The sequence below is a fragment of the Sporosarcina thermotolerans genome, from assembly GCF_030067815.1.
GTDB lineage: Bacteria > Bacillota > Bacilli > Bacillales_A > Planococcaceae > Sporosarcina > Sporosarcina thermotolerans.
Genome location: NZ_CP125968.1, coordinates 1,503,886 through 1,522,201, shown reverse-complemented (window position 1 = coordinate 1,522,201; position 18,316 = coordinate 1,503,886). Strand labels below are relative to the sequence as shown.

Sequence of the window (18,316 nt, the reverse complement as noted above, 5' to 3'; positions counted from 1 at the left end):
AGCCACCCCTCTTGAGTAACGGGTTCGGTTGTTGGGAAGAAAACATTAAAAAAAACAGTATTTTGGGACACAGTTCGCATATGAATTGGTGTCCCTGTTTTTGTTGTTATATCAACATTCGGATGCTTTTTATGGTCGAATTGGCACAACAATTGGCACAGGAATTAGCACCAGTGCATAAATTTATATGCTTTGTTAATTCGATTGTTTAAACACTTGCTAATTGGATATTTGAATGAATATTTTTTTGAAGGAATATGAGGAAACTATGCTAAAATAAATTAAAGATTTTGAAATGATGCCCTTCAACTAACGGGGCAGGTTTGTTGAACAAGGAAATGTTTGACAAAGTCAATTTTCAATAAGGGGAACTTTGATATGGTATCTTTGATTAAATCTCAATTAAGCGATTTAGATGAAATAGTGAATATCGATAGAGAAGTAATTGGTAGTGATGGCAGACGAAAATACATAAAAAAAGCTATTGAGGAAGAAAGATGTATAGCTATTAAAAACGAGTTCTCATTTGTAGGATTTTTAATCTATGATATTCATTTTTTTGATTGTAGTTTTATATCCCTGATAATAGTTAAACCGACTGAAAGAAGAAAAGGATATGCAACCTGCCTTATAGATTATTTTATAAGCATATCGCCTACTAAGAAAATATTCTCTTCAACCAATCAATCAAATAAAAGAATGCAGGAAGTATTTAAAGAAAATGGATTTATACAAAGTGGATATGTTGAAAATTTAGACGACGGAGATCCAGAGATAATTTACTTTAAATCAACATAGTTTTGGTCTTCCATGAACGGGTGCTTTCCTTCTATAAGGAGTAAAGCTTTTTAACTAACGTGGCATTTAGTTTGAATAAGGAGTTTGTTACAAAACTAAACTGAAACATAAGGTCGGGTGTATATGATAAGAATGCGAATAATGACTGGAGCTTATCTTTTTCATGGCAATAAAATTTTGATGTTGAAACGATCCAAAGATAGAGCATTAGCATCTAATTTATGGACTGGAATTGGTGGACATGTGGAAGCTAATGAACATAATAGTCCTGAAGAGTCTTGTTTAAGGGAGATTTTCGAAGAGACAGGAATTAGAAGGAATGAAATAGAACAATTTAAACTTCGTTATATATTAATGCGTAGAAGCGAGGATGAAATTCGCCAACACTATATTTATTTCGGAAATACATCAAAGAAGAATTTAATAAACACAGATGAAGGTGTTCTGCATTGGATAGACCATTCGAAAGTTTTAAACTTAAAAATGCCTTTGACCGTAAATCATATGCTTAAACACTTTTTAAATAATCCTGATCAAAAATCATTGTTTATAGGGTCAGTTAATCAATCAAAAATGGAATGGTCTTGTTTGGCTGAATAAGCTTCACTTTTCTTAGGGGCATAGTCAACTCATTTCTTCTTATTGAACAACGGAGCAGGTTAGTTGAAGGGTGTTGAAATATTAAAAGAAATTATATCAACCAAAAGGAGGTCAGATAATGGGTCATATCATTCATGAAATACTTCATTTTTCCGTTGGAGCTTGTATTACATATTTACTACTTAATAAATATAATAATTCAATGCCTAAGGTAATTTTGATTTTGCTTACAGGTGGTATCGCTGGAATTACACCAGACATAACAAAGTTTTTTGGTGATTTATATGGACATTCATTATTTTTAGTTCTGGTTTTAGGACTGGTCATAATGTTAATAACAAGAAAACTTTTTTTGGAGATATCAGTTGTTAAATTGTGGCTTGTGCTATCATTCTCTGTTTTAAGCCATATATTTATTGATTTCATAGGGAATGGAGTAGCATTATTTTATCCATTTATTACAAAAGAGTATGATTTTCACGTAATTCAAGATGATCTATTTATATATATTCTTTCGATAGCAACAATAATCGCAGTTTTTTATCGGAAAGGAAAGTTAGTGATTTTATCATCATTATTAATAGTGGCATTATATCTTGGTGTATTAACCTATTCAAAAATACAACTTCAACAAACATTAAAAAGCGAGTATAAAGAGGATGACATTACGTTACTGTTGGTTTATCCAAGATGGGATTATAGGTGGGAATTCATAATTAGAACAAATAAACATTCTATTAGTGGGTCTTCTCCTATTTTTGGAACGGATATTCAGATAGAAAGAGAAAATGAGTGGAACGATTAATACTTTTCATCTCCAAGTTATATTGTCCGAATATTTTAAAATTACGGCTGTTCATATGCTATAATATAGAAAAAAGTTAAGGGGTATTGTACGATGACTGTTAAACTTCAAGAAGTTTTGGAATCGGAAAAATCTATCTTGCGTAACTTTTACTCATTGTATCTTCACGAGCTTTCGAATTTCACCACGAATTTGGATATTGCAGAAGATGGTGTTTTTCATTTTGAGGAATTGGATAAATTCTGGGAAGTAGATGGATTATCGCCCTATTTTATAATGTTGGATGATAAAATTATCGGTTTTATATTACTATTAGAGCGTCCATTCTTGAAAAAAAGCAATGATTTTGGAATAAATGACTTGTTCATACTTAATAAGTACAAAGGTAAAGGATTGGCTGTGCAGGTTGTAAGAAAATTTCTTGAAGATAAACCAGGGCAATATTTTGTCATGCAAGTTGTTGAAAATAAGCGAGCGGTTGCATTTTGGAAAAAAGTTTATAATGGATTAAATATTGAAATTCAAGAAAGACAAGACCTAATTGATGATGAGCTATGTCTAATTCAAACATTTAAGGTTTAATTAACTACGACGCTTTATACGATATTTTAGCGTGAAAATATATACAGTTTTAACCCTTTGATTTTTGCATGCCGCCATTGTTGAGATGTTCTATAAATAGTATGCATATAGATTGTTAGGTGATGGCCTTCAGGGTAAAGAATGTTAGGTCCTGAAGATGAATGAATTAAGTAAAAATATGCAAACTCCGTTTGGTTGAGGTAAAATGAGCATATATTAAGAAAAGACCAGATGCTCTAATATCCGGTCAATGCAACTGACATTCCGCATGAAGAGCGGTTGGCCAGTAATAAGGATTTTTTTACAGAAAGTAACTACCCTGCTTACTTGGTCGTTAGCGGAGGGTGGTTGCTTTTTTCTTTTGGCACATAGGGGAATGGTGAAATACCACTATCTTCATTTATATATTCAAAATGACAGAAATACAGGAAATAGAACAACGTAAAAAGCCAACCTTTGAGGGTAACGGGTTCGGTTGATAGGGAGAAAACAATAAATAACACAGCATTTGGGGACACAATTCGCATATGAATTGATGTCCCCATTTTTGTTGTTATTTCAACGTTTAGAAGATTTATATAGACGAACTGGAACCGCAATTAGCACAGGGATTAACAAGAGCACATAAATTTATGTGCCTTTGCTAATTCGCTTGTTTAATCACTTGCTGATTGGATTTTGGAACGATAGATATAGAAGGAAGAAGAGAAATCTATGTTAAAATATATTGAAGATTATGAAATGACGTTCTTCAACTAACGGGGCAGGTTTGTTCAATAAGAACTTGTGTAGGTTTTTAACACAATCTATTATTTCTTAAACACATATTATAAAAGAAATGAGGAGGTGAAATTATGTCCGAAAAAAAGAAAATCGCTAAAATAGAAACTTTCGGATGTTGCCCACCGGTTACTTACACAGCACTTAATAGTGGCTGTCCTCCTGAAAACCCACCTTGTTTGAGTCTTTGTGACTGTTGTGTTTCTCCACTTCAGTCCGTCTTACAACAACTTGTTGGGCAAAGTGTAATTCTTGCCACTATTGCAGACCAACCAAATACACTTCCTTTCTTTTATTTAGTCACTATTACTAAAGTGAATGATTTTTTAGTTACTGTGACAGATGGAGTGAATACCTATGTGGTAAATATATCTGATATAATAGCGGTGGCATTTTTACCACCAGGACCTACTATCAACTTGTTGCCCCCTGTTAATTCTGGGTGCGAATGTGATTGTCGTGAACGACCAATTAGACAATTGCTGAATACACTTATTGGTTCTACAGTGAATATTTTAGTAAGTAATGGTTCTATTGCAATGAATTTTAACGTGGAACAAACGGGTCTTGGCATAGTGTTAGGAACTTTACCAATAAATGCTGATATATTTAGAATTGCAATTTCAATTTGCAAAATTACGGCTGTGCAGACTAATTGAAGAAGGGATCATGTTAAAAACAAATATTTAGTGAGAAAGTAGTTATTAATAATTACTCAACTTTCGCATCGAATAAATTAGCGTTATAGGTTCCTAGCTTGGCTTTAGTCCCGATACTATATATATCTTGACAGTTTTAATTGTAAAGGTACCTGTGCGCGATGCTTTTATGACAATTCACCGTTATGGGTAATTATACAACAAATGATTACGAAAGGACCATAAGTAAGCCATTCACAATTACATTTTATACATTTTTGATGAATATTCACGATTGTGTGGTGCACAGGTACCTTCACAACAACATCCCTTCCCTATCACCATCAAGAAATTAATCCGAAACCATTCCCTTCTAAATCCATACATTGAATAAGCGATAACCATTTAGGGGTGAATTAGCATGAATAAAAGGCAAAAGAAGAAGGTGGGTACTCGATATCACCTCTTGCGGCAAGCACAAAGGCAGGCGCAAAAGCGTAAGGGGGAAAAGTGTATAGCATACGAAATCGTCGAGATAGGTAAGAGCGACATGGTTCACAAAGACGGCTTTGGAACGGAATACGCCTATGGAACCCATTGGATTGTTAAGGTGCTCCATCGCAAGAGTGTATACTTTGGGAAGGAACACACTCCCTATCAGACTATCGTTTACCCGTGTACAAGCCATGGTACCGGAGATTCAAATGCCGCCTTACATGTTATTTTTCATTGGAGGGAAAAATCTGGGGACATGATTCCTTTTTTCGAACGAATCGTGGACGACATGAAACAGGATCGGTATTGGGAAGCCGATTACTGAATCCTGCCGTGAATGTGAAGTGCACCCTAAAAGTTAGATTTGACTCTAACTTTTGGGGTGCACTGAATAGCAAAATTCCAATGGCTGTTTATTATCTATAAATCTTTTATTTATTTTTTAAATAGCTTTCTTAACAAACACTTACTATTTACTGATTCCAATAGTTATTGGCAAAAGCAACAGTTTGGAAATGTATGGCGACAACTTGTGAGGTTGCTATTAAGCTATCCGCATTTGTTGAATAAACAGGACGCAACATTTTTCTGATTTCTTCAGAAGGTTGTGTAAGTACTATCCCCTTTTGCGCAAGCTTAACTGCTAATTGATAACCTTCTTCCGGATTTTTTGTGCGCAGCGTTTGCAGCTGGTCGTTCGGCATGTCTTTCACTTCCTTTGCACAGATTCTAATGTTATCGTATGCAAACCGATGATTGATTGTTTTACACTCCGAAAACCACTAACCATTGCCGCCATCACACAGGAACCTAAAATTTAACCCGATGAAATGATCTTGTTTCTGCAAATGGTTCGAATCCGATAGACTTGTAAAATGCATGTGTTTTAGGGGAAGTACAAACAACAACGGCAGTGGTTGCCCCCTTATCACGCAAGGCATTGAGAGCAAGCTTACAAACGGAACTGCCTAACCCCATTCTCCAAAATTTCGGATCCGCCCCCACTGGCTCCAGTAAACCGACCTTATTTACTTCATCAAACCAAATTAAACAACATGCTGCGAACTCACCATCAGGGGATTCTATTACCCAATCAAGAGAAGAATCGTATGGATAGGCATTCATGACATTCCGGTAGCTTTCTTCCGTGACTCTTGAATGCGGGAAGGCAGCCTTTTGAATTGCCACACGTTTTGTTACATCCCCCTCCCCAAAAGATGTCGCGCTTTAAATCCATCTGGCAAATTAATAGATAAAGGACCATCTTCCAATGAAACTTTTGCAAGTACTTCGGGAGTTTCTTCTACTATTTTGAATCGGGAATCTTTTAGGGCTGAAATAAGGTGAGACTCCGTTTCAAGAACGATTACCTTTTGTTCATTGATTTCCGTTATTTTATCAAACCAATCAATGACATCCTTGGCTAATTCACCGAAATCAGGGTCAACTTGAACCATTAAACTGTCCGGTAGTTTTGCCCATCCCCATGCCACTGGTTTATCCTCCACTTCCCAGATTGCAGTAATCCATTCATCCTCGCGCCCGGCGTGTCGATAGCGTTGCCATGCCAAATCGCCAATATGGTAATTCGATTCAAGTGACCATATGGCTTGTGTAAGTTTCTGCATCCGTATTAAATCACTTGAATCTTTATAAGTTCGAATTACGGGTTTACTCATTTATTAACCCCCTCTATTTTTCTTGGTATTGTAACGATCTTCTTTGAACTATTAACAGAATAATAGTATAGTTTAAGCGAAGTGTAAAATATTGTCTTGTTCAAGTAACGAGCGGTAAGGAGGAATGTCATCGTGATCAATTACAACGTAAAGTTAGTTTTTCATATGATCACCTCTTTCATAGGGTTCCTCAGTGTTATCTTACATATCGTCTATTCTCCTGCTCCTTGGATCTCGATAACAAAATTCACCATACAATCGAACCTTCTTGTATCGGTCACTTTCTTACTGAGTGTTTTCGCAATAAGATCAAGAAAGCAGCACCTGACTCCCTTATTGGATTTCTTTAAGAATTGCTCTATCATTTATATGTTCATCGTCATTACCACTTATCATTTCCTCCTTGCAAGCGGAGGAGAATATGTTGGGACTCGGATTATCACGAACTTTACCCTTCATTACTTACTGCCAATCTTTGTATTTATGAATTGGATCGTTTTTGAGGTCAAGAAAAAATTTAGCTATAAGCATATCTTCTTGTGGATGCTCTTCCCTTTGCTTTATTGTGTTGTTTCATTGTTACGTGGATTGGTTGATGGTTTTTATCCTTATTTCTTTCTGAATCCTACTGGAGTAATTCCGGAGGGTGTTGGAAGTTATGCAAATGTGGCGGTGTTCATAATCGCGTATTTGTGCGTTTATATTATTTTGGGCATTGTATTGATCCTCTTAAATAGGATATTTCTTCACTTCAAAACGTTAAATACAGCCACTTCATCATCTTGAACACATTGCGAAGGAACCTAAACCATCATTGGTTTGGGTTCTTTTTTTCCCTAAATTGCAATTTTGACAACCTTTTCCTCTTGAGCTCCGTTAACATTATGAAGAGGCGGTGATGACATGGATCAGGATGAATTGGCAAAGATCATGAATGCGCATGGCGAGCATTTATTGAAAATGGCGTTCTTTTATGTGCGAGATCGCGAGTTGGCGAAGGATATCGTGCAGGAAGTCTTCATTTCCTTTAATGCATCAACAAACTATGAGGAACGGGGTACGTTGCGCGCGTATCTTACAAAACTGACCGTCAACCGATGTAAGGACCATCTGCGTAGCTGGTCGTTTCGAAATTTGCTGTTTACTGATGATTGGGTAGAGACGATACATAGGCAACAGGATCCGCTTGTTTTAAAAGAAGAACGAACGGAACTTGCCATTTCGATTATGAAGTTGCCTCTGAAATATCGGGAGGTTCTCATTTTTTATTACTACGAAGGTTATAAAATCAAAGAAATCGCCGCTTTTTTAGGGTTGTCCGAAAACACCGTGAAGGCACGAATGGTGAAGGCGCGGAAGTTATTGAGGGAAAAACTGAGATCTGAAGATTGGGAGGTGCTTTCCAATGAATGAAGTGAAGAAGAGCTTAGATGCCGTGTCCGGGTTTACTTCGGAAGACATGGATGAAGTGAAACAACGGATTATTAGCGGCAAGCGCAAACATAAAAAGCGGAATCCGCTGCCAGCGGCCATCACTGCTCTTGTTGCGGCAGCCGTACTGTTTTTTGCATTCAATGTGCTACAGGACAGTTTCTCCACTGCGGATGAAGAAGATTATGACATTAATGAACTGATCTATGACTTTATGCTGAGGAAAGAAGTGGTTGGCAATGGAGATGGAGGCGAGGTTAGTGACGAGATGAGGCAGGCTACCTTGCAGACCATGTTGCAAATTGACGCTTTGATTGATTATGCCAAAACGAATGGGTACAGGGAAGACATGGAAGCAATCGATAAAAAGGTGGCTGAACAGCGCGATGGTTTCTATGCGGATTTGGATAAAGAAGGCGAAGATAAAAAGAATAGTATCCTCAAAACACAAGAGAATATGTTCGGTATATCGTATGATGAGTATTTCAAGTTCGGTATTTCGTATGATGAGTATTTCAACGTCCTGCAAAAGTGGACAGTCCAAGCTGAGGCCGCCAACAACTGGCTCGTTCAACATCTTCCGGAAGATCCTATAACGAGGGGCGAAGTGCTTGGTTTATTCAAGAATAAAAACGAACATGTCATAGCCGATTTCATGGAACAAAAGTCGATTCCATCTTTCGACATGACTGTAAAGTACGAAGAACATGAAGGGACAGTTGCCTCCATTGAGGGTGACCGAGTCCTTGTAACAAATGAATTCATGGATGATGCGGAGTTATGGGTAGATGTACTGATCAAGCATAATTCAGCCTCCTACTTTCTAATCGATGATTCTTTGGAAGGGATTGTTTCTGGAATGAAAATAAGAGTGGTTTACGATGCATTGTCCTTCCCTGTCGCAACCGAAGGAAATCCAGTTGTTTACGAGAAGGTGAAGGAATGGGAAAGACTTGGGTCTAACAATGAGCCCGAATATGTAGCTAAACATGAGAGATATTATCTGAAGAGGATATCGAAACGGCTTATGAAATGGGTGTGAGAGTGCTCACTGACTATTATAAAGCCGTATGGAACGGTACGGCGATTGACTTGGAACGATTTATTGAAAATGAAAACCTGAAACAATATATCGAAACGAAAGTGCAATCCCAACATGATAAGTACGGACATTTTAATGATAAGGTGAAACATATTGAGATTAGAGACGATTGGGAAGCGAAATTTACGGATGATGAGGACGGCGGATTTCTCTACTTGAGCTTGCCTGTTGCGATTACTAAATATCATGGCGGCGGATATGGGGAAGGTACTGAATTTCTTATCCGTAATGTAAATGGTAAGTTAGTCATCGTTGATTGGTACACAGGTGGAAAAGATACGTATGACTTCATGGTGCGTGGTGATAATGTGACGGTTGACAATCCGGACATTTGGAATGATAGTGAATGGGTGAAGACGTTGGATAATAAAATAGATTGAAGGGCAGTAACGGTTCCGCGGCGTGTCCACAGGGCCGTTACCTTTTTTTCATTGCCGCCCATCGTTAAGGGATATGGATGCCAGTCAATAGATGTAAACGTGCATACAATAAAACAACAGCGATGGGGGGGAGGTTGGAAAAAAAGACGGGCTGACTAGGCCCGTTTTCTTATTTATAAAACTCTCTTTCCCCTGCCACGTAGAGGTAAAGAAGCAGGATAATCGCCATTACGTTTAATTACCATTGCAAATTGCTTCCCAAGTGTTGATAATTGATATAGAATCCCTACATCCCTGTGTAAGGGAATAATAAAGGAGTTTAATGCATGAAAACAAATGTCACTGTCACTCTAAATGATTACGAAATGAAGAAACTCAAACTTGTCGCAGAAATGAATGGGAAGAACGTTTCAGCAGTCGCGAAATTAGGCGTACAGCTTTACCTTGATCGATTTATCGATTTCGTATTAGATGAATTCGAAGAAGAACAAGAAAGATCTTCCATTGTGCATTAACATACTACATAAGAAGTTTAGTGTCCTCGACTAACGGGATGCTTTCATTTTAAATCAATGGACTGCTCTTTTTTCTTAACATATTGAATATTGAACTCTGCTTTACTTCAAATAGAAGTAAAGCCTTTTTATTTACTAGTAAAAGACATGATGGAATACATGAAACCTCTCTCCCCATCTTCACTTAATAATGCGCAAGCAATCCTTTTTCATAGCAATTCGTTCACAATAAATGAAAAATAGAAGGCCTAATGTAAGATACACAATCGCATTAAATCCAAGAATTAAAAAATCCACCACTGTAAACTGACTTAATGAGTAACCGTGAATCATCACTTGGCGGACAAGATCTACGCCTTTTACAAATGGAAGAAACGCAAAAAATGGTGCCACTGTTAACGGAATAAATGTTAGAGCCGCTAAAATAAATTGCAGTATTTGTAAAAATGCTCCTACTTGCTTCACGAGTATAGAAATTCCCGCAATCATGAACCCTACACCAAACATGCTAATGAGCGTTAAGATAAGGATGGGCATAATGGAAATGACGTCTATATTTAACCATTGACCCGTTGTCGCCATTGATAAGTAGAGCAACCCGACAATAATAAAAAAGTATATGACTGTTGTTGCAATGAGTCGTGTCGCCATAATTCGCCAGACACCCATTGGAGACATGTAAAGTTGTTCAAGCGTTCCGCGCATAGCTTCGTTCGTTATCGTCCATCCGACACTGTTCATCACCATCATCGCTAAAAACCAAAATATATAGTTGACGATCGCATATTGGATGTTTGCCTCTTGCATATTCGGATCGCCAATCAACTGAATTCCGGTAAACATTCCTAAAAAAATGAAGTAAAACGTAAAAACCATTGCAAGTGTATTTGGCAAATACCGTTTCAACTCGATATATTCTTTCCGAACATTTGCCTTCAGGAGGTTAGCCCAATACATATTCTTTTTCCCCTTTCACGATTTTCATAAAGATTTGTTCGAAATTGATCGTATCGCGGTCAATCGATTCGACCGAAGTTCCTCCCATTTTGAGCATGTCAAATAACTCGTAAATTTCATCGCTTTTCGTCAGATGAATTTGGATAATAGGCTGCATGGAATCTGCAACATAAGTATAGTCCGGGAATTTTTGTTGCAACAATTTTTGTTGGTGCTCACTCAAAGCGTCCCCGATTGTTATTGAATAGGCACGAACTTCAAATAGCTTCATTAAATTTTCCACTTTATCGTCTACAATGACTCTACCGTCATTAATGATTACTGTTCGATCACATAATTCTTGAATGACGTTCATGTCATGCGAGCTAATGATGATGGTTCGGTTGTATTCATCGACAATCGTTCGTAACAATTCGCGCACTTCATACCCTGTTTCCACGTCCAATCCAAGAGTTGGTTCATCCAATAATATGACATCACTATCCGCAAGCATTGCGACGGCAATCGCAAGTTTTTGCTGCATGCCACGTGAAAGCCGATTGACGAGTTCATTTTCCTTCTCTTTTAAATGAAAGCTTGTTAACAAGACTTCGATTTGATGAGCAACATCTTTTCGTGAAGCACCTCGGTTCCCAGCAAAATACTCAAGATTTTCCCGAACCGTCAATCGCCAGTACAAATTCCGATTCCCTTCCAACACTGCACTAATATGCCGCAATGCCCCGAGGCGTTTCTCGCGATTGTCCATCCCGTTAATCGTAATGGTTCCAGCATCAGGAATGAGTAAACCACAAATCATTTTAATGGTCGTGGTCTTCCCAGCACCGTTAGGCCCTAGTAACCCAAGAATTTCGCCTTTATTCACTGTAAAAGAAATGTCATTAACCGCTTGAATGTATTCCTTCGACTTTCGCTTTTTATAAGATTTCATTAAATTTCGAGCCTCAATAATTGGTTCCATGACAAGCATCCTTTCTACCAAAAAATACCTACACTACTCAACTTCTACATGACTCTATTATTTCCCTGCTTTAAACATACTCATTCTACTAAATATTGAAGTGAACCTACCCACCACTTAACGCTTCGCGTTTGAAGTGGGGCTTCTCGACTTATCGTTGCTTCTGTTAGCCAACGAAAAATGACCGAGCTAACCCTCTTGGACCAAGAGTTTTTTTGTTTAGGACAAACCTATGATCAGCTTGCCTTCATTTTTGATGTTTATGGCGGCATTCCAATCCCGATCAGACACGAACCCGCACTCACAGGAGTATGTTCGTTCCGAAAGGGATAGGGCGGCCTTCACATTTCCGCAATCCGAACACATCTTAGACGATGGAAACCATTTATCGATTTTGAGGAAACGCTTGCCCTGATCTTTTAGTTTGTATTCAAGGAACGTGCTGAACATACCCCATCCGTTGTCGGCAACGCTTTTACCGAAACGCAGGGCTTGTGACATCTCTTTCATATTGAGGTCTTCGATGACAACACAGTCATATTGATTTGCCAGTCGCCAGGATTGTTTATGCAGAAAATCCCTTCGTTGGTTTGCCACTTTTTCGTGGAGTTTGGCAACCCTAATACGCTGTTTTTCCCATCGAGAAGAACCCTTTGTTTTCTTTGATAATATCCGTTGTTCTTTCGCCAGTTTCTCTTCTGCTCGTCGATAGAACTGTGGGTAATTGGCTTTCTTACCCTCTTCACTTTCGACAAACAGGCCGTCCATGGCAAAGTCTAATCCGACTACTTGCTTGATTTCTTTTTTCTTGGGCTTGTGTTCATATTCTGTGAGTATGGAAATATGGTATTTCCCTGTGGAAGAACGGGAAATTGTGCATGACTTGATAACATGATGTGAAGGGATTTCGCGATGCTGTTTCATTCTAAGGGGTGTAAGTTTCGGTAGTTTGATGTGGGCATCCAGAATCTTGATGTTTCCGTTGACCATGTTTGTCGTGTAGGATTGCCTTGACTTACGATTCTTGAATTTCGGGTACTTAGTCTTGCCTGAGAAGAAATTGGAAAACGCTGTTTGCAGATTCAACTGGGCGTTAGCGAGTGCCAGGCTATCAACCTCCTTGAGCCACTCAAATTCTTTCTTATATTTGGCGGGCGTCGGAATCTTCTGTTTCTTCAGTAATGTCATGTTATCTTTGAGTTTTTCATAGGTTTCCTTGCGTTCCGCGAGCATTTTATTGTAGACAAATCGAACACATCCAAAAGTCTTGACCAAAAAGTCTTCTTGTTCCTTTGTCGGGTAGATTCGAAATTTGTATGCTTTATTTGCCACTCAAATCACCACATTTCAGAAGATTAGGAATACCTGTTCCTATTATACCAATCAAAAGAGGTGTTGGCTATCGCCAACCGAAATTCATCTCCCTCTTACCGTTGGGCTTCACCCTTCACACGCTTGAAGAGGGAGACTTCTTTCGGAGAATTGTTAAAAGTTTTTTAGAGATGGAATTTAATACACTTCATTTTTTGAAAAATACAAGTACGCCGGCTAAGGACGTTGTTGTGCTAAGATTTATGAGGAGTACTTTACATATGAAGGAGATATCTGAATGACAGTAAGGAAAAATGATAAATTTATCATATTAGCTGTGTCGTTAGGCGTTATTCTAAATCCATTAAATACGACAATGATTACAGTCGCATTGCCAGCAATTCAAAAGGACTTCCAGTTGAGCTCCACTAATATTTCATGGTTAATTGCTTCTTATTTCATTATTAGTGCGATTTTCACACCTTTAATTGGGAAATTGAGTGATATTTATGGAAGGAAATTAATCTTTTTAATTGGACTTGGATTAGTTGTGGTGTCATCCATTCTTGCACCGTTATCCCCCAACTTGCCAATGTTACTTGTTGCACGGGGAATTCAAGCAATTGGTACCTCTGCACTCTTTCCAGCTGGAGTTGGGATTATCCGAAACACCATTCAGCACAATCAAAACCGTGTGATTGGGACATTAGCAGTTTTTGCTACAACGTCTGCTGCTTTCGGACCCACTATCGGAGGAATGCTCAGTCAGTTTGGTGGCTGGCCGGTTATTTTTTATGTGAACTTGCCGATCCTCGCAATCGGTATTGTATTAACATTAATCTTTATCCCAAAAGATCAGAAAAACAAGGCTACATCATATAAGTTAGATGGAATAGGAATCTTGTTATTTAGTTCATTTATTACATGTTGGATGATCTTCTTACTTGGACTCGAGCAACGTGTTCAAATCGGAACATTGATACTCTCGATTGTCCTAACGGTTATTTTCTACATGTATGAGAAAGGTAAAGATGAACCATTTATCAACGTTAACTTCTTCCGGAAGAACTTGAATATCGCAGTGATCTTTGGTCAGTATATTCTTTCAACCGTCATCTTCTTTGCAGTGCTGTTAAGCTTCCCGACATTTATCCAAACTGTGTTAGGCGCAAGCTCTCAAATGGCTGGAATCGCGATGCTGTCGCTTTCCATATTCGCAATGATTATGACACCGATTGCTACTAGGTGGATGGAGCGGGCAGGATTTCGAATTCCATTGCTGACTAGTGTACTCGTCGGATTAGTCGGTGTGATTTTGTTATTTACCGTTAAGGATCAATCTCCATTAGTCTGGATTGGAGTTGTGCTTGCGGTTACGGGGATCAGTAATGGGATTCAGAATATCGGACTGCAAAACTTGTTGTATAAATTTATTCGTGTTGAGGAAAGCGGAATCGCGTCTGGACTTCTAATGACGTCGAGGTTTATCGGAAATATTTTGGCTTCAAGTATTTATGGAGTGGCGTTTGCTACAGGAATGAACGTAGGAAATATGAGTATGATGGCAATTGTACTTTCAGTTGTTGCCATAGTGTTAATCCCAGGCATGCTCTTTGTCACAGTGCACGAGAAGAAAAAAATAGGTTAACTTACCAAGTTAAGTGCCTGTGCACCATACATTTATGTAACTTCAATTTTTTAAAGGGAATTAGTATAATTTTCCCCGCCTTATTCGTTATACATATGAATGAACTAAAGGGGGCTATACATTGGGTGAGCAGAAAGTTAATCAGCTTATTGAGCTGTCGCGGGAATTTCAACAGGAATTCGAAACAGTCATTGCGGATTTGGGAGATGGATTATGGAAGTATTGTCGCTATTTAACGAGATCTCCGTGGGATGGTGAGGATCTTTATCAGGAAACGATGTTAAAGACGATGGGAAGTTTATATCAACGGTGGCATGTTACAAATCTCAAATCATATCTTTATCGTATTGCGACAAATACATGGATTGACCATTGTCGTAGAGAAAAGCGAAACCTCGGAACGTTGTCTGAAGATGAATTGCCTACAGCCGATTTTTCTGATCATCTTGAACTTGAAGAGGCCTTGGAACAGCTGTTTTACCTTTTCACGCCTAAGCAAACTGCTGTCTTTCTCTTAAAGGAAATCTTCCAATTCAATGCAGACGAAGTGGCAAGTATCATAAAAACAACACCTAATGCTGTGTATGCTACAACAAGAAGGATGAAGAATAAGCTAAAGGATATGCCTGAGGGAACAAGGTCGAAAACGGAGCCTACTGAAAGTGAACATCAAGTCATCCAGACATATTTAAAGGCAATAGCTAATGGCGATGTGGAAGGTCTTCTTGAATTATTCAGCGACCAGCCCCATTATGAAGCTTCCCTTGGTTTCCTTGAAACTACAAAGGATGAAATTCGAAATGGGTCATTACAATTTGGACTTCCTGGTCACGAAGCGAAACAATATATACTATGGGGTAGGCCAGTCATCGTTGTTCTATCAAAATCAGAAAATGGCTCACTTATCCATGATATTCAGTACCAAGAGGTTGAAAACGGAAAAATTGTTATGAGTAGAAGTTACTTTTTTAGGAGAGAATTTATCTTTGCCGCATCAAAGGAGTTAGGCATTCCTCCGCAACTCAATAAGCCGCCTGTGAATTGGGAGAAGGCATAATAGTAGAGTGATGAATAATTCTTGATGCGAATACTTTGCAATTTATTTAAGTGTAGTTTTCGCCCAATGGAATTTTAGGTTTATTATATTGGTGGAAGTCAATCATAGGTAACGTAGAACTAAATACTTTTAAAGGTGGAGACATATGGGAGCAATTGAGGAAATCACAATTGAAGCATCTATTCAGGCACTGGTGGAAAAGGTCTGGGAATATTGGACAGATCCAAACCATATTAAAAAATGGAACAGTGCATCAGATGACTGGCACACACCATTTGCTGAGAATGATCTAAGACCATGTGGGAAATTCACTTCAAGAATGGAAGCAAAAGATGGTAGTATGGGGTTTGACTTTGGCGGAGTCTACGATGATGTAAAATTACATGAAGTTATTTCTTATACCTTAGGTGACGGAAGAAAAGTAAAAATCACCTTTAGAAGTCAAGGAAACGAAACTGAGGTAATTGAAACGTTTGAGGCTGAAACTGAAAATCCAATCGATTTTCAACGACAAGGATGGCAGGCGATTTTAGATAATTTTAAACACTACGCAGAACAAACAAGTAAATCCTAGTAAACCTAAATGGCGGGATCTGTGGTTATTCGAAACCCACAGATACCGTCTTTTTAAAGATGCTCATTCATTTGAAGGGATTTTTGCAAGCGGATGATCTCTTTCTGTATACTTGGGAACGATTCGATTTCGGGAACGTTTTTAATCGTCGGCGACTGTTGTCGACCTGCAGCAATTGCCATCGTTTCACATACGTACAGCAGTTGGGCAAGCTGTTCCTCTGAAAGAATTAGGCGCTTTTCGACTTTGGAGCAGTTGCCTAATAAATACCCTAATCGCTCGATGGAAAAAAGGACTGGCCAATACTCATCCACCGCCTTTAGATTGACCGGAATCTCCCCTGCCGCAGTTTTATAAAGGGTTTGTAAGTTCGTCATGTTAATTTGCATTTTTTTGCTTTCACTACTTTCCTCGACATTCCCTCTTGCTCCATGCTCCGAGAATAGAAGTAATAACAACTGTCCTTGACTGCGAATCGTTTTGGTCACTAACTGAGGTAAGCGGCTCGATGCAGACCTTCTCCCTACAAACCATACGCCGATTAAGCCAATCGCACTCCCAATAACTACATCGATGATCCTCGCTGAAGCAAAATAAGAAAAACTGAAGCTTCCATGGCTTGTGCTTTCAACCATCAATAACGCACTCGGTGTGAAGAACAGTGCAGCTAACCCGTAATTTTTCACAATGAAGAGCTCTGTAATGAACGTCAATACAAGAATGAAAAGCGCAATGAGGTATCCAGATGGATGTATCGCAAGAAGGATGCCTGCAAGGAGAATCCCAACAATTGTACCAATACCTCTTTGTATCGCTCGATGAAATGTCGCTACAATGGTTGCTCCCGACAAAACGGCAACACAAGATAAAGGCACCCAATAGGAGCGTGCTAAATTAAATTCATAAGCGATGATTGCCGCGATAATTGTGATGACACCGAATCGTACTGCTGAAATAAAAACAATTGAATTTTTGTCAAATGCTTCCGCAAAAATCATTCGAATGGATGGTTTTGAGATCCTTATCTCTTTCGTAATGGATGTTGTTTGTTCATTCATGATTGCGTAAGCATCATTTATTTTCCTGTATAATGCAGTAACCTTTTCATCCAACTCTTCTGGCCCTAAGGTTTTATTGCGAATCTGTTTACTTTTGTCCTTATGATCCAGTGAATCTGATAGTCCCGGATGGCTTGTCCTAGTTCCGAGGGGAGTTTTGAATGATCTTCTGAAAAGTTTTCAAGCACATACAAAAATAGCTTGTTTGCATGTTCATTACAGACATACAGTCGATTAAAAACCTCTGTTTTCCTCCAAGTAATATACCCTGCTGCAAGTGTAGACTCTGCTTCTTTTAGAACGGACATGACTCGATTTTTCGACTCATGAAATTTATCCGTACCAATGGCGTCAACAAATGCCGCAAGCTCTCCATATACTCTTTTCACTACAGTTGTCTCAGGCCCGTGTGGATTAAAAAACCAACTACTCATGGCAAGGATATACGATAATGTCGCACCTAAAAAAACGAGGCCAGCCCGTACTAGGCACAAGTTCTGGATTGACAGGCATCCCTGTCGTCAACGCAAAGACGAGGACAAAAAAGATGGCAGATGGCCCAGCAATTCGCAAGGCTCCAAAAATAAAAATACCTGTCGCTCCGATAACCCCCATCAAAATAGCGGATGCGAGCGGGTACGGTGCAGATAGCGTCCCGAGTGCGGAAGCGAACGTCATTCCAATGACAACAAAAAATAGCTTTTTAGCATTTTGGGCATGCGGGATATTGAAAAAGTAGAGGAATGTGAATCCTCCCATCCCCGCGATCAACCCATACTCTAAATTGCCAAACAATAACCCGATCAAGACTGGCAAAGATGCAGCGACCCCTGCAAAAAAAGCTTTCACCCAAGGAAACGGCCTTCTGTTCACACTCATTGCCTGTTTAAAAAGAGTTGGGGCTTTATTTGTGTCTTTCATACGATGGCTCCTTTTCGATATGGC

22 protein-coding genes and 1 pseudogene are annotated in these 18,316 nt (G+C 38.7%); 14 read left to right on the top strand and 9 right to left on the bottom strand.

The features are described 5' to 3' along the window. Positions 1–378 precede the first annotated feature (378 nt). From QNH10_RS08655 to QNH10_RS08630, 6 genes and pseudogenes are all read left to right on the top strand, one after another. Positions 379–798, top strand: a complete 420-nt coding sequence (locus QNH10_RS08655; RefSeq protein ID WP_283734270.1) for a GNAT family N-acetyltransferase — start codon at positions 379–381, stop codon at positions 796–798. 141 nt (positions 799–939) lie between these two features. Continuing rightward, positions 940–1,398 (top strand): NUDIX domain-containing protein, encoded by a 459-nt coding sequence (locus tag QNH10_RS08650; protein ID WP_283734269.1) that lies wholly within the window; start codon positions 940–942, stop codon positions 1,396–1,398. Positions 1,399–1,516: 118 nt separating this feature from the next. Next, the gene (locus tag QNH10_RS08645; RefSeq protein WP_283734268.1) at positions 1,517–2,203 is read left to right on the top strand and encodes a metal-dependent hydrolase; all 687 of its coding nucleotides are present in this window, start codon (positions 1,517–1,519) and stop codon (positions 2,201–2,203) included. Between the two features lie 93 nt (positions 2,204–2,296). Then, the gene (locus tag QNH10_RS08640; RefSeq protein WP_283734267.1) at positions 2,297–2,785 is read left to right on the top strand and encodes a GNAT family N-acetyltransferase; all 489 of its coding nucleotides are present in this window, start codon (positions 2,297–2,299) and stop codon (positions 2,783–2,785) included. 965 nt (positions 2,786–3,750) lie between these two features. Beyond that, a pseudogene (locus QNH10_RS08635) lies at positions 3,751–4,224 on the top strand (hypothetical protein); the annotation flags it as partial. Positions 4,225–4,624: 400 nt separating this feature from the next. Next, positions 4,625–5,023, top strand: coding sequence for a hypothetical protein (locus tag QNH10_RS08630; RefSeq protein WP_283734266.1), 399 nt, complete (start codon positions 4,625–4,627; stop codon positions 5,021–5,023). Positions 5,024–5,171: 148 nt separating this feature from the next. On the opposite strand, the gene QNH10_RS08625 is transcribed toward QNH10_RS08630, so the two are convergent. The 3 genes from QNH10_RS08625 to QNH10_RS08615 form a co-directional block, all read right to left on the bottom strand. Next, positions 5,172–5,402 (bottom strand): hexameric tyrosine-coordinated heme protein, encoded by a 231-nt coding sequence (locus QNH10_RS08625; RefSeq protein WP_283734265.1) that lies wholly within the window; start codon positions 5,400–5,402, stop codon positions 5,172–5,174. 106 nt (positions 5,403–5,508) lie between these two features. Next, complete coding sequence (locus QNH10_RS08620; RefSeq protein WP_283734264.1) at positions 5,509–5,886, bottom strand: GNAT family N-acetyltransferase; 378 nt, start codon at positions 5,884–5,886, stop codon at positions 5,509–5,511. An 8-nt stretch (positions 5,887–5,894) separates the two neighbouring features. Continuing rightward, complete coding sequence (locus QNH10_RS08615) at positions 5,895–6,377, bottom strand: hypothetical protein (RefSeq protein ID WP_283734263.1); 483 nt, start codon at positions 6,375–6,377, stop codon at positions 5,895–5,897. Positions 6,378–6,542: 165 nt separating this feature from the next. On the opposite strand from QNH10_RS08615, the gene QNH10_RS21100 reads away from it, so the two are divergent. The 5 genes from QNH10_RS21100 (at position 6,543) to QNH10_RS08595 (ending at position 9,805) form a co-directional block, all read left to right on the top strand. Continuing rightward, on the top strand, positions 6,543–7,163 hold the full coding sequence (locus QNH10_RS21100; protein WP_381428218.1) for a Pr6Pr family membrane protein: 621 nt from the start codon (positions 6,543–6,545) through the stop codon (positions 7,161–7,163). Positions 7,164–7,280: 117 nt separating this feature from the next. Then, positions 7,281–7,790, top strand: a complete 510-nt coding sequence (locus QNH10_RS08610) for a sigma-70 family RNA polymerase sigma factor (RefSeq protein WP_283734262.1) — start codon at positions 7,281–7,283, stop codon at positions 7,788–7,790. Further along, positions 7,783–8,850, top strand: a complete 1,068-nt coding sequence (locus QNH10_RS08605) for a hypothetical protein (protein WP_283734261.1) — start codon at positions 7,783–7,785, stop codon at positions 8,848–8,850. Before QNH10_RS08610 ends, QNH10_RS08605 begins: the two co-directional genes overlap by 8 nt. A gap of 2 nt (positions 8,851–8,852) precedes the next feature. After that, positions 8,853–9,290 carry a hypothetical protein gene (locus tag QNH10_RS08600; protein ID WP_283734260.1) on the top strand — a complete coding sequence of 146 codons (438 nt, stop codon included), beginning with the start codon at positions 8,853–8,855 and terminating at the stop codon, positions 9,288–9,290. A gap of 326 nt (positions 9,291–9,616) precedes the next feature. Beyond that, positions 9,617–9,805 (top strand): hypothetical protein, encoded by a 189-nt coding sequence (locus QNH10_RS08595; RefSeq protein WP_283734259.1) that lies wholly within the window; start codon positions 9,617–9,619, stop codon positions 9,803–9,805. 180 nt (positions 9,806–9,985) lie between these two features. Here the strand turns inward: QNH10_RS08595 and QNH10_RS08590 are convergent, their stop codons facing one another. The 3 genes from QNH10_RS08590 to QNH10_RS08580 all read right to left on the bottom strand — a co-directional run bounded on the left by QNH10_RS08590 (position 9,986) and on the right by QNH10_RS08580 (position 13,055). Continuing rightward, positions 9,986–10,762 (bottom strand): ABC transporter permease, encoded by a 777-nt coding sequence (locus tag QNH10_RS08590; RefSeq protein WP_283734258.1) that lies wholly within the window; start codon positions 10,760–10,762, stop codon positions 9,986–9,988. Further along, positions 10,749–11,723, bottom strand: a complete 975-nt coding sequence (locus tag QNH10_RS08585; RefSeq protein WP_283734257.1) for an ABC transporter ATP-binding protein — start codon at positions 11,721–11,723, stop codon at positions 10,749–10,751. The genes QNH10_RS08590 and QNH10_RS08585 overlap by 14 nt, the downstream gene beginning before the upstream one ends. A 219-nt stretch (positions 11,724–11,942) precedes the next feature. Next, positions 11,943–13,055, bottom strand: a complete 1,113-nt coding sequence (locus QNH10_RS08580; RefSeq protein WP_283734256.1) for an RNA-guided endonuclease TnpB family protein — start codon at positions 13,053–13,055, stop codon at positions 11,943–11,945. Positions 13,056–13,332: 277 nt separating this feature from the next. Between QNH10_RS08580 and QNH10_RS08575 the strand changes: the two genes are divergently transcribed. The 3 genes from QNH10_RS08575 to QNH10_RS08565 all read left to right on the top strand — a co-directional run bounded on the left by QNH10_RS08575 (position 13,333) and on the right by QNH10_RS08565 (position 16,313). Beyond that, positions 13,333–14,682, top strand: a complete 1,350-nt coding sequence (locus tag QNH10_RS08575; protein WP_283734255.1) for an MFS transporter — start codon at positions 13,333–13,335, stop codon at positions 14,680–14,682. Positions 14,683–14,803: 121 nt separating this feature from the next. Then, positions 14,804–15,739 carry an RNA polymerase sigma factor gene (locus QNH10_RS08570; protein WP_283734254.1) on the top strand — a complete coding sequence of 312 codons (936 nt, stop codon included), beginning with the start codon at positions 14,804–14,806 and terminating at the stop codon, positions 15,737–15,739. 145 nt (positions 15,740–15,884) lie between these two features. Continuing rightward, a complete protein-coding gene (locus tag QNH10_RS08565) occupies positions 15,885–16,313 on the top strand; it encodes an SRPBCC family protein (RefSeq protein WP_283734253.1) in 429 nt (142 codons plus the stop codon). Between the two features lie 53 nt (positions 16,314–16,366). Here the strand turns inward: QNH10_RS08565 and QNH10_RS08560 are convergent, their stop codons facing one another. Genes QNH10_RS08560 through QNH10_RS08550 form a run of 3 tightly spaced genes read right to left on the bottom strand, consistent with a single transcriptional unit; the run spans position 16,367 to position 18,292 of the window. After that, a complete protein-coding gene (locus QNH10_RS08560) occupies positions 16,367–17,425 on the bottom strand; it encodes an FUSC family protein (protein ID WP_283734252.1) in 1,059 nt (352 codons plus the stop codon). A gap of 11 nt (positions 17,426–17,436) precedes the next feature. Then, complete coding sequence (locus QNH10_RS08555; RefSeq protein WP_283734251.1) at positions 17,437–17,760, bottom strand: hypothetical protein; 324 nt, start codon at positions 17,758–17,760, stop codon at positions 17,437–17,439. 37 nt (positions 17,761–17,797) lie between these two features. After that, the gene (locus QNH10_RS08550) at positions 17,798–18,292 is read right to left on the bottom strand and encodes a hypothetical protein (protein WP_283734250.1); all 495 of its coding nucleotides are present in this window, start codon (positions 18,290–18,292) and stop codon (positions 17,798–17,800) included. Positions 18,293–18,316: the final 24 nt, after the last annotated feature.

What these genes read in the sequence shown, in the direction of transcription:
- QNH10_RS08655 (WP_283734270.1), top strand. Translation starts at nt 379, where the DNA reads ATGGTATCTTTGATTAAATCTCAATTAAGCGATTTAGATGAAATAGTG.
- QNH10_RS08650 (WP_283734269.1), top strand. Translation starts at nt 940, where the DNA reads ATGACTGGAGCTTATCTTTTTCATGGCAATAAAATTTTGATGTTGAAA.
- QNH10_RS08645 (WP_283734268.1), top strand. Translation starts at nt 1,517, where the DNA reads ATGGGTCATATCATTCATGAAATACTTCATTTTTCCGTTGGAGCTTGT.
- QNH10_RS08640 (WP_283734267.1), top strand. Translation starts at nt 2,297, where the DNA reads ATGACTGTTAAACTTCAAGAAGTTTTGGAATCGGAAAAATCTATCTTG.
- QNH10_RS08630 (WP_283734266.1), top strand. Translation starts at nt 4,625, where the DNA reads ATGAATAAAAGGCAAAAGAAGAAGGTGGGTACTCGATATCACCTCTTG.
- QNH10_RS08625 (WP_283734265.1), bottom strand. Translation starts at nt 5,402, where the DNA reads ATGCCGAACGACCAGCTGCAAACGCTGCGCACAAAAAATCCGGAAGAA.
- QNH10_RS08615 (WP_283734263.1), bottom strand. Translation starts at nt 6,377, where the DNA reads ATGAGTAAACCCGTAATTCGAACTTATAAAGATTCAAGTGATTTAATA.
- QNH10_RS21100 (WP_381428218.1), top strand. Translation starts at nt 6,543, where the DNA reads ATGATCACCTCTTTCATAGGGTTCCTCAGTGTTATCTTACATATCGTC.
- QNH10_RS08610 (WP_283734262.1), top strand. Translation starts at nt 7,281, where the DNA reads ATGGATCAGGATGAATTGGCAAAGATCATGAATGCGCATGGCGAGCAT.
- QNH10_RS08605 (WP_283734261.1), top strand. Translation starts at nt 7,783, where the DNA reads ATGAATGAAGTGAAGAAGAGCTTAGATGCCGTGTCCGGGTTTACTTCG.
- QNH10_RS08595 (WP_283734259.1), top strand. Translation starts at nt 9,617, where the DNA reads ATGAAAACAAATGTCACTGTCACTCTAAATGATTACGAAATGAAGAAA.
- QNH10_RS08590 (WP_283734258.1), bottom strand. Translation starts at nt 10,762, where the DNA reads ATGTATTGGGCTAACCTCCTGAAGGCAAATGTTCGGAAAGAATATATC.
- QNH10_RS08585 (WP_283734257.1), bottom strand. Translation starts at nt 11,723, where the DNA reads ATGGAACCAATTATTGAGGCTCGAAATTTAATGAAATCTTATAAAAAG.
- QNH10_RS08575 (WP_283734255.1), top strand. Translation starts at nt 13,333, where the DNA reads ATGACAGTAAGGAAAAATGATAAATTTATCATATTAGCTGTGTCGTTA.
- QNH10_RS08565 (WP_283734253.1), top strand. Translation starts at nt 15,885, where the DNA reads ATGGGAGCAATTGAGGAAATCACAATTGAAGCATCTATTCAGGCACTG.
- QNH10_RS08550 (WP_283734250.1), bottom strand. Translation starts at nt 18,292, where the DNA reads ATGAAAGACACAAATAAAGCCCCAACTCTTTTTAAACAGGCAATGAGT.